We start from the raw sequence: 12,508 nt of genomic DNA on the forward strand, positions 1-12,508 counted from the left end.
AGATGAAACTCAGCGATTTTCATTACGACCTTTCTGAAGGACTTATAGCGCAATACCCGCTTCCAAGGGGAACTGAAAGGCTCATGATCGTTGACAGGGCAAAGTCCAAGATCTCTCATGGACATATAAATGATTTCAAAGATTATCTGTTGCCTGATGATACACTTGTCCTTAACAACAGCAAGGTCATACCTGCAAGACTGACAGGAAAAAAGGCGACAGGCGGCAATGTCGAGATATTCCTGCTGAAGGAACTTGAAAGAGGGATGTGGGAATGCCTTGTCAGGTCTTCAAAACCTTCAAGGCCGGGAACGGCCGTGTATTTCGAAAGCGGGCTCAGGGCCGAAATCGTTGAAAGAGAACTCGAGAAAGGCATTGTACGTTTTGACAGACCCGAACTGATCTTCAAAACCGGTAAAATGCCGCTTCCTCCTTACATATCCCGGGATGCGGAGAACCGTGACAGGGAATATTATCAGACCGTTTATGCAAAAGATGATGGCTCTGTTGCGGCGCCTACTGCAGGACTTCATTTTACGAATGAGATGCTTACAGATATTTCACGAAAAGGGATCGAGCAGGTCTATATAACCCTTCATGTGGGACTGGGAACATTCAAGCCGGTAAGGGTGGAAAATATTGAAAACCACATAATGCATGAAGAAGAATATTTTATCGGAATAGAAGAATCAAAGAAAATTAATATGGCAATGAATAACAAAACAAGGATAGTATCGGTCGGAACAACCACAACACGGGTTCTTGAACACCTGATGTGTGAAAAGGGAAGGATAGAGTCAGGCCGGGGCAGTACCGGAATATTTATCAGACCCGGTTTTGAATTCAGATGTGTGAATGCGCTGCTGACAAATTTCCATCTTCCGTGTTCGACGCTTATCATGCTGGTTTGCGCATTCGGCGGGTATGATTTGATAATGAAGGCATACAGTGAAGCGGTAAAAGAAAGGTACAGGTTTTTCAGTTATGGGGACGCAATGCTCATCATTTAGATTCGAGGTGCTGGCACGGTGCGGCAATGCAAGGAGGGGCAGGTTATACACTCAAAGGGGCCCTGTCGATACCCCTGCATTCATGCCTGTCGGCACACAGGGCACTGTCAAGGCAATGACCCCCGGGAACCTGAGAAAAGCCGGTGCGCAGATCATTCTTTCAAACACATATCATCTCCATCTGCGTCCAGGTGAAGACCTTATAGAAACGATCGGAGGTCTGCATGAATTCATGGCATGGGACGGTCCGATACTTACCGACAGCGGCGGGTATCAGGTCTTCAGCCTGGCGAAATTGAGGGAGCTTACTGATAACGGCATCGTGTTCCAGTCGCATATAGACGGGAGCAGGAGGAGTCTTACGCCTGAAAAGGCAATCGATATACAGGAAAAACTGGGCTCGGATATAATGATGGCCCTTGACGAATGCGTGCCTTACCCATCGAGCGAGAAAGAGGCGTTTGATGCAGTCAGAAGGACGACGTCATGGGCAGGACGATGCATCGATGCAAGAAGTACTGATAATGCAATGTTCGGAATTGTTCAGGGTGGAGTTTATAAGAACCTCAGGGAAATGAGCGCGGCTCAGATATGCGGTATCCCGTTTGACGGCTTCGCCATAGGAGGACTGTCAGTCGGTGAAGGACATGAGATCATGATGGATGTGCTTGACTATACCGCACCTCTTCTGCCTGAGGAAAAACCCCGTTATCTGATGGGTGTGGGAACCCCTCTTGATATTGTCGAGGCCGTCGCCCGCGGCATCGACATGTTCGACTGCGTGCTTCCCACAAGAAACGCAAGGAACGGCCAGCTTTTTACATTAAACGGCAAGATTACACTCAAACAGGCGAAATACAGGCTGGAAAAGAGTCCGCCCGATGAAAACTGCACCTGCTATACGTGCAGAAATTTCTCGCTTGCGTATTTGAGACATCTGTTCATTTCAGGTGAAATACTGTCTTCTGTTCTTGCAACCATACATAACCTTCATTTCTATCTTGAATTAATGTATAAGATGCGGCATGCCGTAGAGAACCAGTATCTGGATAAACTGAGATCAAGTATAAAGGAGATGTACAATGTTTAGTGTTGCTTATGCCGCGGATGCGGCGTCGGGAGGAACAATGGGCATGCTTATGAGTGTCGCCCCGCTTATTCTTATCTTTGTTATTTTCTACTTCCTGCTTATAATGCCGCAGCAGAAAAAGGCGAAACAGCACCGTGAGATGCTTTCCAAGATAGACAAGGGCGACGAAGTCGTCACAACCGGCGGGATTCACGGCAAGGTTGTGGGTGTTGCTGAGAATGTCCTCACAATTGAGATTGCACAAAACGTTAAAATAAAGGTATCAAGAGAATTTGTAGCGTTCAAAAAAGGCTCTGAGGACAGTAAAGCTGTAACCAAAGCTTAATAAAGGGGGAAGTTAAATGAACAATTTTAAATTACGGGGGATCATAATAGCAGTTGTTATGATAGCAGGCCTCATACTCTCGTTGCCCACGATGGTCTCTCTGCTGACTCCGTATCAACTGGCCGACAACTGGCTTGGACCTCTCGGAAAACACATAAAACAGGTCAAGCTCGGGCTGGATCTTCAGGGCGGCATGCACCTGATTCTTAAAGTGGATACGGACAAGGCGGTAACTGGAAAGCTGAATATCATCGCGTCAACAGTGAAATCGGAGATGCAGCAGAAAAGGATACATTATACTAAAATCGAAGTTGTAGCGCCTGACAGCATTGCCGTAACATTGAGGGATCCCGCGGATCAGGATAAGCTTACTGCAATATTGAACGAGCAGACATCTTTTGCCGATCCTTCAACGGAAACAATCGGCGGTGTGACCGTATTTAGATATTCAGTAAAAAGAGACGAGATTCAAAAAATCAAGGATTCTTCCATAAGTCAGGCCCTCGAAACCATAAGAAACAGAATAGACCAGCTTGGAGTGAGCGAACCTTCGATTATTACGGAAGGCAAGGACCGCATAAACGTGCAGTTACCGGGCATAACGGATCCTGAAAGGGCGAAAAGAATTATAGGAGAGACTGCTGTTCTGGAATTCAAGCTGGTTGACGAAGATCATTCTCTCTCCAATGCGCTGGCCGGCGATATACCTCAGGACAGCTACATCGCATACATGAAAGAGACGAACGAACCGATACTCCTGAAGAAGCAGGTCGAACTTACGGGTGATACTCTCAATGACGCCAGGGTGAAGATCGACCGAGCCAGTCCTTATATCTCCCTTGACTTCAATGCCCAGGGGGCAAGAGATTTTGAGCGCATTACGGGAGAGAATATAAACAAGAGGCTTGCCATTCTGCTTGACAAAAAAGTCTATTCGGCACCCGTCATAAAGGACAGGATAGCCGGTGGCAAGGCCTCGATAACAGGCAGATTCACCGATCAGGAGGCAAAGAACCTGGCCATTGTCCTCAGGTCCGGGTCGTTGCTTGCGCCTGTCGAGATACTTGAAGAAAGAACAGTTGGACCATCTCTAGGTAAGGATTCGATCCATCAGGGACTGGTAGCCTGTGCGATAGGCGGTGTTCTGGTAATAATCTTCATGATTATCTATTACAGGGCTTCCGGTATGCTGGCCAATATTGCGGTTATCCTGAACATCATGCTGATAGCCGCATTCATGTCCCTGGTGGGAGCTGTGCTCACGCTGCCCGGTATTGCAGGTATTGTTCTTACCATCGGTATGGCCGTCGATGCCAACATTCTGATATTCGAACGAATGCGGGAGGAGATAAGGCTCGGCCGGACTCCCAAAATGGTGGTCGAGGCCGGATACAAGCATGCGATATCAACCGTTGTGGACGCGAATGTGACGACGCTGATTGCAGGTCTTGTACTGTTCCAGTTCGGCACCGGACCGATAAAGGGTTTTGCAGTAACCTTGTGCGTAGGTATTCTGACCACTCTGTTTACCGTGCTCGTCGGCTGCAAATGGGTTATGGAATGGTTCGTCAACAGCAAGAATGTTTCACGCATAAGCATTTAGGGGAGGCAGTTCATGTTAGAATTCATTAAACCCGGAACCTATATAGATTTCATGAAGTACAAATGGTACTTCATAGGATTTTCTCTGATTACCTCGCTGATAGCCATCGGGAGCATAGCTGTGCAGGGCTTTTCCTACGGAATCGACTTTGCCGGAGGTTCGGTAATTCAGGTGCAGTTCAAAAATCCGACCACCGCAGATGATATCCGCAAAGCTCTCAAACCCATGGGTATGCAGGACGAGAGAATTCAGAGTGTAGGCGCGGTATCGGACAATGACTTTCTGATCAGAACATCTCAGACAGAGGATACGAATAAAGGCTTCGGCGGAAAGTTCAGTTCGGAACTCGAAAAATCCTTCGGAAAGGGCAACTTTGAAATAAGACGCATAGAAATGGTGGGAGGCGCGGTCAGTAAGGATATAAAAACGAAGGGCTTCCTGTCACTCATATGGGCCGCTATCGGCATACTGATCTATGTGTGGTGGAGATTCGAATTCAAATTCTCTGTGGGAGCAATCGTAGCAACCCTGCATGATGTGATCATAGTGCTCGGAATGTTTTCGATACTGAGAAGAGAGATGGATCTCACGGTTGTCGCTGCGCTGCTGACATTGATAGGTTATTCTCTCAATGATACGGTAGTTGTGTTTGACAGGATCAGGGAAAACATAAAGAAGCAGCAGTCTCCGAATTATGACCTTGCCCATGTCATGAGCATGAGCATAAGTCAGACATTGAGCAGGACCATACTGACTGCTCTAACCGTCTTCCTCGTCGTCATTGCGCTGTTTTTCCTGGGAGGGGAGGTTATGCACGGTTTTGCGATGGTTATGCTGATAGGTGTAATCATAGGTTGCTACTCCTCCATATTTGTCGCAAGCACGATAGTGTTGTTCATGAGCAAATCGGGTAAAAGCTCCTCGTAACTAATTGAAAACACCCTGCATAGTTTGATGCAGGGTGTTTTCTTTTCTGTATAAGTACACTATTGTAACAACAATGTTCGCAATTGTAATTCAAGAAGACCGCCTGTATAGCTAACATATTGAAATATAACAAATATTACCTTGGCATGGCATTTGATATATACATGTCATGAGATTTTTTAGGATAGGTTTATACTGCACATTGTTAATGGTTTCATGCAGCATATTATTTGAAGAAAAGGCATTTGCCGCAGGTGTCCAGATATCATGGTCAGCCAATCCGTCATCTGACGAAGTTGCGGGTTACAGGGTCTATTACGGAACGGCATCAAGAAGATATATCAATGTCAAGATTGCAGGACAGAACACGTGTTATGACATAGAAGGCCTTCAGGAAGGTGTGACGTATTATTTTGCCGTTACCGCATATGATGCCTCGTTGAACGAGAGTGAATATTCTGACGAGGTATCTATTTCAATACCGAAATCAAATATCGAAATGGATACCGATTCGGACGGCATACCGGATGCTGTCGAGAGTTCCATGGGCCTCGATCCTTTAAACCCGTTCGACTCCATATATGACAATGACTTGGACGGATTCAGCAACTTTACCGAATATATTTCAAATACCGATATGAATGATTTTCTGAGCTTCCCCGGAAGTGACCCTTACATGATTTACATGATAGCAGAGAAGGGGTCAACGGTTGCGCTCGATGGAATCATGCCCGACAAGTCGCTTAATGCAGTACCCTTTTACAACGGATATCCCGTGCCTGTTGGTCTGATTCTCAATCTTCAGACAGAAGGTCTTTTTTATTATAACCTTATCAATTCGTCAGGTACGGTTAAATACAAGCTGAGCATATCTGTTACCGGAAGCATACTCCTAGCTGCACAGGCCAGTTCCGGTCAGTCCCTCTCGGTCACTGACAGTTCAATCGGCATTGAATTGAATATTCCTGAAGGCTCATCATCCGGGGGATTTGAAGTGGGCATCGGCGTCAGTCTTGGACAGGGTGGTCAGATGAGTGTCTCCGGATCATCACCTGGATATACATTCGATATCCTCCCGTATGGAAAGACTTTAAAGCAGCCGGCAAGGGTTGCCGTACCTTATTCGGGTGAAAGACCGTATATAGAACTTTATGATTTTACAACAGAGAAATGGGCGGGAATCAATTCTGAAGTAAGCATGGATAACGGCAAGGCCGTATTTACCACAAAGACCCTGGGCAGATTCAGGATTACGGAGGCCCCCGTGCAGGCAACCAGGGATACTGCAACGTTAAGCGATGATGATTCGGGCTCATCCAGCTCGGGCGGCTGTTTCATATCTTCAGCCATATCAGGATAACACACTGAATGATATGCCGCAGTGCAATGCCTGCGGTTAAGCTTTAGATTAATGGATATTTTCCTAAATAATCATTCACAGAAAACCGATTAGATTAATGAAGTTTTACCATTATAACTGTCTCGAGGATTGTTTTGGAGGTGTATATGAAGAAAGCAATGTGTTTAATGCTGCTCTTTTCGATAATCATTTCCGTTTCATGCGGCGGGGGTGAAGACAGTGGTGGCGGTCCCGGGCCGGTTCCCGAACCGCCAAGGTTTACCGACAACGGAGACGGAACCGTAACCGATAACTATACCACCCTGATATGGCTCAAAGACCCTCAGAATCCTGAAGTTACAGGCCTGTACGGGTTAAAGAGCTGGGAGGTCGCCATGAACCTGGGATATACGAATTATATGAAAAACGAGCAGCTTGCCTGGCATATGCCGAACATAAGGGAAATGATGAGCCTCATGGATTACACGAAATACGGCCCGGCCCTTGCCAGCGGCTATCCCTTTTTACATATCCTGACAGCAAAAGGAAGTTACTACTGGACATCTACGACCGATGAGAGTGCGGTACAGAACGCCTGGTGCGTAGATATGTACGACGGCACGAAAAAATCGGTTAGCAAATCCGGCATTGCTGCAAGTATGCTGCTGGTGAGGATTCCTGGCGGCGGTACGAACACTGTTATAAAAACAGGCCAGAATATGGTCTATAACCCGCTTGAAGCCCCTCCCTCGGCTTGTACGCCGGGCAACACCTGCAGGCATCAGGACGGATATCTGAGGCTGGGAAAGACATGGGCCAGTCCGAGATTCACCGATTTTAACGACGGCATGATGGTTGAAGACAACCTGACCAGACTTGTATGGTTCAAAACGCCACCCGACGTACCCAAAACATGGGGCGATGCGAATTCATACTGCAAAAGCCTTACCGACGGCCAGTGGAGACTGCCGACTATGGAGGAACTGGAGACTTTACTTGACGCATCGGAGTTTGCCCCTGCGATAGTGTCATCGATTGCAACATATTTTACCGGTTACGGGAATTACAAATACTGGACATCGACATCTTATGCAGCCAATTCGTCATATGCATGGTTTGTGGATTTCAATGACGGCACGGTGAGCACGCAATCCAAAGCATCTTTATCATATGTATGGCCTGTCAGGGGTCCCATCATAGGTGATTAAATGAAGCACCTGTCCGTTATGGAAAGAATATATGTCAGGCTGCTTGACAGGAATTTTCAGGAAGAGATATTCGGCGGTCTTTCAGGTTTCGGGAAAAAAGGCGAAGGCTACATAGCATGTTGTCCGTTCCATGAAGATACCCTTCCCACGCTGATAATCAATACCGACAGCCCGCGGTATTTCTGTTTTGCATGCGGTGCTCATGGAGACTGGATCGATTTCCTGATTAAATACAGGACAATGAGCTTTAACGATGTCCTTGAGTATCTCAACAAAGCCGCTTCCTTGCGAGTGATCCCTTCAGAAAATGAGTGGAAAAATGAATTAACCCGCTCATGCATGCTCGAATCGGCAATGAGCATATACTCTGCGATGCTCTTTTCGGAGACGGGAAAAGATGGGCTGACTTATCTCAACAGCCGTGGATACATGGGCGAGGAGATCGAGCATATGGGACTCGGGCTCTTCCCGGGTTATGAGGAAACTCTCAGTATCCTTGAAAAAGATTATTCCCGGGCGGAAATTTCGGGCGTGTTTTCTTATTGCAATGAAAACACCCTGATGATTGCAATACCCTACAGGGACTTATGCGGCAGGCTTATGGGCCTATATGGCATGTCACCTGATAATGAGCATAATTCATATGTGCCGCTTACCAATATGGAATATCTCAAAGGCACGCCCTTGCTTATGTATAAATCAAGAAAACAGGATAAGCTTGTTGCTGTTGAAGGTTTTTTCGATGCAATGCTTTCGGACTGCATAGGCATCAAGGGCGTCATCGGTGTGGGAAGGGAAGGCCTTACGGCTTCGATGCTCAAGACCGCCGCCGGTTTCGGGGCGAAAACAATAATACTGGCGCTGTCAGGTGCGGACAAGACGAAAAAGGCAATTGATCTGATAAGAAAAAAAGGGCTCGAAGCCCGTGTTGTAATGCTGCCTGAGAAGTATGACGATGTTGACGCCTTTATCCGCGACACATGCATAAACAAATTCGGCAAGCTCGTTGACAAAGCCGTTTCACATGAAGAATGGCTGAAAATACGTACCGGCACAGAATAAAAGAACGTTACCGCCTGTTTTCATTTCTTTCGGATATCGGCGGAATGAAAAATGCCCTGGGAGAGATGCGCGGGCTTTTCCTGCCTGAACAGCCTGTTCTGAACAGAGAAGCGTTCATCAGCGATATAAGGGATGCGTACGATGAAGAGTGGTTCATACGCACCATCAAGGAAAAGGTCTCAACCCATCCTGAAAATGCAATGGAATACCCGTATTACGGTGAGCCGGTTTTTGTGGAGCCCCTCATCGGGTTTGTCCGGGGAGATGATCCGATATTTGAAAAATTCAGGGAGGTTATCGGACCGCACCATTTCACCCCCTGGGAAATCATGAAATGGCAGGCCGGAAAAAACGGTGTAGAACCTCCTGAGCCCTGTGATATCAGCGTGGTTTCTTTTGCCATGCCGTTTACCAGCATGACCAGAAGGGACAATGCATCTGCAAAGGAATGGACCTCGGAACGGTGGGCACAGAGCCGTCTGCTGGGTGAGATATTCAGCCAGACTTTTGTCCGCGAGATCGTGACACATCTAATGAGTCAAGGCATCCTTGCAGTTTCGCCGGACGTGACTCCAATGTTCAATAAGAAGCGTTATCCTAAAGTGGGATGGGCTTCCCCCTGGTCCCACAGGCATATCGCCTATGCAGCAGGACTCGGCACTTTCGGCATGAATGACTTCCTTATCACGGAGAAGGGAGCTGCACATCGTGTGGGCAGCTTTGTGGTCAACCTTAAGCTGAAGCCGAACCGTGAGCGCCCGGATGATATCCATGCCAACTGTCTTCACTATCAGGGAATAGACTGTCTGAAATGTGCGGCAAGGTGTCCTGTAAATGCCATAACCAGAGAGAATGCGCACGACAAGGAGGTCTGCTACAGGAAGGTCGCCGCTTCCTTGAAGCACTGCAACAGGAAATATCATATATTCATCTACGGGTGCGGACTTTGTTCCACGGGTGTCCCGTGTGAATCAGGCATTCCTGAACTGCTGCGACGGTAGGAAAAGTATCCGGCAAATCACACAGAGCATGAGAACGCACGTCCTGCGAGCAGAGCTTTTCTCAAAGGTCGTATCTCAAGCCGTGAACGGTCGATGCCTTCGGCTATATCACATAGCTTTCTGATATTGTATCCAAGGGCAGCAGCCTTATCAAGTATACGTTCAAAGTCGGCTTTGAAGGCGCCGCCCTCTATCTCTGTATGTACTGGAAGAACCTGAGGCACACTGCTGCCGGCATTTTTTTCAAGTGCTGTGAGGACGCCGTCAGTTCCGACTTCTTCTATGCATGGAATGTTCGAGGGTATTTCAAGCAGGCCGTTTTCTTCAAAAATGAAAGGGACCTGCGCCCGTGTGCAACTGAGATATTTAAAGCCCCAGGCAGCGGCCTCTTTCAAGGCGGATGTGTTCATCATCCACCCGGGTGCTCCGAATGCACCTGGTGCGGTTCCGGTTGCGTCCATATAAGCGCCCACCATTTTTCTGAACCACTCGTGAATGCCTTTTCTGCCCATGATGCCGAGCCAGTCCTGCCACAGCCTGTGATCCCATGCATGGCAGGCGGTCTCATGGCCGAGTTCTGCTATCTGGCGTACTGCTTCGGGATTTGCGGATGCAATCATCGGGGCCTTGAGCAGCGTCCCGTAAAGGGCAGTTTCAATGCCGTATGTGCCTGGTGCGTTCGACTTGAGCATTTTCATGAAAAAACGCGGTCTGAACATCTGGATTATCGCAAGACCTGAACGGTCCGGCCCGAAGGTTACGAAAAAGCTCGCCTTGAGATTACGTTCTCCCAGTGTTTTAAGAAGAGACGGGAGACCGTCCCTGAAACCCCGGTAGGTATCTATATCTACTTTGAGAGCAAGTTCGGGCATTTAAAATTCCTGAATATGAATCTGCAGATCGTCAGACTGCATGTAAACCGGTATCATCATATTTAAGTTATATCCGGTTTTCATGCAGTCCCAATGCATCATGCCTTCTTTTTGTCGGATTCTAAAGTTCATCAAGAAACGCGTTCAAAGTGCGTTTGAGCGCATCATCAAGTTTGATCTTGGGGGACCAGCCCAGGATCTCCTTTGCCTTTTTGATTGAAGGCACCCTTGTCTGTATGTCCTGGTAGCTTTCTCCGTAGAATTTCTTTGCATCCTGTATGACAATCTTGGAGAACTTCTTGTCTTTTTTGTGTGCCGGATGCTCCTTGAACATGACGAGCAGCTTTTCCGCCAGGTCTTTTATAGAGCAGTTGTTTGCGGGGTTTCCGATATTGAATATCTGGCCGGAAGCCTTGCCGCCTTCATTCCTGATAATTCGCATAAGGCAGTCTATGCCGTCGTCGATGTATGTGAAGGACCTGCTCTGTTTGCCGCCGTCCACCAGCACGATGGGTTCCTTATATACGAGAGATGCGATGAACTGTGTGACAACGCGAGAAGAGCCTTCCTTGGCTGTTTCTAAAGAATCAAGTCTCGGGCCGATCCAGTTGAAAGGCCTGAAGAGTGTGAAATCAAGCAGTCCCTTTTCGCCGTATGCCCAGATGACCCTGTCCATCAGCTGCTTTGAACATGAATAAATCCAGCGCTGCTTGTTGATCGGGCCGAGAATGAAATTGGATTCGTCCTCCTTGAATTCCTTGTCCGTGCACATGGCGTAGACCTCGGATGTTGAAGGGAATATCACGCGCTTTTTGTACTGTACGCACTGGCGTACTATCCTAAGATTCTCTTCGAAATCAAGCTGGAACACACCCAGCGGATTTTCCACATAAGTTTTCGGGGTGGCGATGGCGACCAGCGGAAGAACGGCATCGCACTTTTTTATGTGGTATTCTATCCATTCCTTGTTAATGGCTATGTCGCCCTCGACGAAATGGAAGCGGTTGTTGTCCAGTATGCCGGTCATTGCAAGCTTGTCGTCCCTCAAGTCCATTCCGTATACTTCCCAGTCCGTATCGCGCATGATTGTCGCGCTTAAATGTGAACCGATGAAACCGTTTACGCCGATAATAAGTACTCTCATGTCAATTTTTCTCCTTCATGATTTTTAAAGAACCGGTGGAGATCGTCTCCTGCCAGTGTTTTTCCGCCGATTTCTATCTCTATCGGAACTATCGAGCCTTTTCCTGAGCCGATAAGGAGGTTCTCTCCATATTCTATCCGGCCGGGCTCGGAAAAGGAGTTTTCAAGAATTGAGACCTTCCAGAATATGATTTTATCTTCACCGAGCATGGAATAGGCCCCGGGGTAGGGACGGGTTACACCTCTCACCAGATTGTATATCTGTAAGGCTTCCACGTTCCAGTCGATGCGGCCGTCTTCAGGTTTCCTTCCTCCGAAATATGAGCCTTTGCTAAGGTCCTGAGGAGTCTTCTTCACAACGCCTCGGGCCATATCGGGCAGGCATTCATCAAGCATGAGCGCTGCCTCGTTCTGTAGTTTTCCGAAGAGCGAATGGGCAGTATCGTCATGGGAGATTTCAACGCGCCTCTGCGCGACAATCGCCCCTGCGTCGGGTTTGACCTCCATTTCATGCAAAGTTACACCTGTCTCGGTTTCGCCCTTTATAATTACCCAGTTGACCGGGCAGCGGCCACGGAATTTCGGGAGCAGCGAGCCGTGCAGGTTATATGCACCGTATTTGGGAATAGAAAGGATATCGCCGGAAATCATATACCTGTAATAGAAGCTGAATATGTAATCCGGTTTCATGCCGATGATTTCGCTGATCCATTCCGGAGTGTTCGGACTTGTTGGTGTTACAAAAGGTATGCCCTTATCGCGGCACAGTGACTTGACCGAAGAAAACCATACGTTCTCGTCAGGATTGTCCTCATGTGTGAATACCAGAGGGATTGAGAAGCCGTGCTCGATCAGCTTCGATATCCCTGTGACTCCCATGTTGTGGTAGGCAAAGACTATCGCCTTCATTCCGCTACGCATTCAAGCG

10 protein-coding genes and 1 pseudogene are annotated in these 12,508 nt (G+C 47.7%); 9 read left to right on the forward strand and 2 right to left on the reverse strand.

Annotated features, from left to right (window positions below; genetic code table 11):
- Window positions 1-2 precede the first annotated feature (2 nt).
- The 9 genes from queA to VIS94_17660 all read left to right on the forward strand — a co-directional run bounded on the left by queA (window position 3) and on the right by VIS94_17660 (window position 9,565).
- Window positions 3-1,010: a tRNA preQ1(34) S-adenosylmethionine ribosyltransferase-isomerase QueA gene (gene queA, locus VIS94_17620; protein ID HEY9162897.1), complete on the forward strand. Its 1,008-nt coding sequence runs from the start codon at window positions 3-5 to the stop codon at window positions 1,008-1,010.
- Window positions 985-2,100, forward strand: a complete 1,116-nt coding sequence (tgt, locus tag VIS94_17625; GenBank protein HEY9162898.1) for a tRNA guanosine(34) transglycosylase Tgt — start codon at window positions 985-987, stop codon at window positions 2,098-2,100. The genes queA and tgt overlap by 26 nt, the downstream gene beginning before the upstream one ends.
- Window positions 2,093-2,425 (forward strand): preprotein translocase subunit YajC, encoded by a 333-nt coding sequence (yajC, locus tag VIS94_17630; protein ID HEY9162899.1) that lies wholly within the window; start codon window positions 2,093-2,095, stop codon window positions 2,423-2,425. The genes tgt and yajC overlap by 8 nt, the downstream gene beginning before the upstream one ends.
- A 16-nt stretch (window positions 2,426-2,441) precedes the next feature.
- The gene (secD, locus tag VIS94_17635) at window positions 2,442-4,028 is read left to right on the forward strand and encodes a protein translocase subunit SecD (protein HEY9162900.1); all 1,587 of its coding nucleotides are present in this window, start codon (window positions 2,442-2,444) and stop codon (window positions 4,026-4,028) included.
- A gap of 12 nt (window positions 4,029-4,040) precedes the next feature.
- Entirely contained in the window at window positions 4,041-4,955 is a 915-nt protein-coding gene (gene secF / locus VIS94_17640) for a protein translocase subunit SecF (protein HEY9162901.1), read from the forward strand.
- Window positions 4,956-5,163: 208 nt separating this feature from the next.
- Window positions 5,164-6,315 carry a fibronectin type III domain-containing protein gene (locus VIS94_17645; GenBank protein HEY9162902.1) on the forward strand — a complete coding sequence of 384 codons (1,152 nt, stop codon included), beginning with the start codon at window positions 5,164-5,166 and terminating at the stop codon, window positions 6,313-6,315.
- Window positions 6,316-6,461: 146 nt separating this feature from the next.
- On the forward strand, window positions 6,462-7,502 hold the full coding sequence (locus VIS94_17650; protein HEY9162903.1) for a DUF1566 domain-containing protein: 1,041 nt from the start codon (window positions 6,462-6,464) through the stop codon (window positions 7,500-7,502).
- Complete coding sequence (locus VIS94_17655) at window positions 7,503-8,564, forward strand: CHC2 zinc finger domain-containing protein (protein ID HEY9162904.1); 1,062 nt, start codon at window positions 7,503-7,505, stop codon at window positions 8,562-8,564. It abuts the gene before it with no gap.
- Entirely contained in the window at window positions 8,534-9,565 is a 1,032-nt protein-coding gene (locus tag VIS94_17660; GenBank protein HEY9162905.1) for an epoxyqueuosine reductase, read from the forward strand. The genes VIS94_17655 and VIS94_17660 overlap by 31 nt, the downstream gene beginning before the upstream one ends.
- Window positions 9,566-9,582: 17 nt before the next feature.
- Here the strand turns inward: VIS94_17660 and VIS94_17665 are convergent, their stop codons facing one another.
- Complete coding sequence (locus VIS94_17665; GenBank protein HEY9162906.1) at window positions 9,583-10,437, reverse strand: polysaccharide deacetylase family protein; 855 nt, start codon at window positions 10,435-10,437, stop codon at window positions 9,583-9,585.
- Between the two features lie 121 nt (window positions 10,438-10,558).
- A pseudogene (arnA, locus tag VIS94_17670) lies at window positions 10,559-12,489 on the reverse strand (bifunctional UDP-4-amino-4-deoxy-L-arabinose formyltransferase/UDP-glucuronic acid oxidase ArnA).
- Window positions 12,490-12,508: the final 19 nt, after the last annotated feature.

The organism is Desulfomonilia bacterium, from assembly GCA_036567785.1.
Classification (GTDB): Bacteria; Desulfobacterota; Desulfomonilia; order UBA1062; family UBA1062; genus DATCTV01.

What these genes read in the sequence shown, in the direction of transcription:
- queA (HEY9162897.1), top strand. Translation starts at nt 3, where the DNA reads ATGAAACTCAGCGATTTTCATTACGACCTTTCTGAAGGACTTATAGCG.
- tgt (HEY9162898.1), top strand. Translation starts at nt 985, where the DNA reads ATGGGGACGCAATGCTCATCATTTAGATTCGAGGTGCTGGCACGGTGC.
- yajC (HEY9162899.1), top strand. Translation starts at nt 2,093, where the DNA reads ATGTTTAGTGTTGCTTATGCCGCGGATGCGGCGTCGGGAGGAACAATG.
- secD (HEY9162900.1), top strand. Translation starts at nt 2,442, where the DNA reads ATGAACAATTTTAAATTACGGGGGATCATAATAGCAGTTGTTATGATA.
- secF (HEY9162901.1), top strand. Translation starts at nt 4,041, where the DNA reads ATGTTAGAATTCATTAAACCCGGAACCTATATAGATTTCATGAAGTAC.
- VIS94_17645 (HEY9162902.1), top strand. Translation starts at nt 5,164, where the DNA reads ATGGTTTCATGCAGCATATTATTTGAAGAAAAGGCATTTGCCGCAGGT.
- VIS94_17650 (HEY9162903.1), top strand. Translation starts at nt 6,462, where the DNA reads ATGAAGAAAGCAATGTGTTTAATGCTGCTCTTTTCGATAATCATTTCC.
- VIS94_17655 (HEY9162904.1), top strand. Translation starts at nt 7,503, where the DNA reads ATGAAGCACCTGTCCGTTATGGAAAGAATATATGTCAGGCTGCTTGAC.
- VIS94_17660 (HEY9162905.1), top strand. Translation starts at nt 8,534, where the DNA reads ATGGCTGAAAATACGTACCGGCACAGAATAAAAGAACGTTACCGCCTG.
- VIS94_17665 (HEY9162906.1), bottom strand. Translation starts at nt 10,437, where the DNA reads ATGCCCGAACTTGCTCTCAAAGTAGATATAGATACCTACCGGGGTTTC.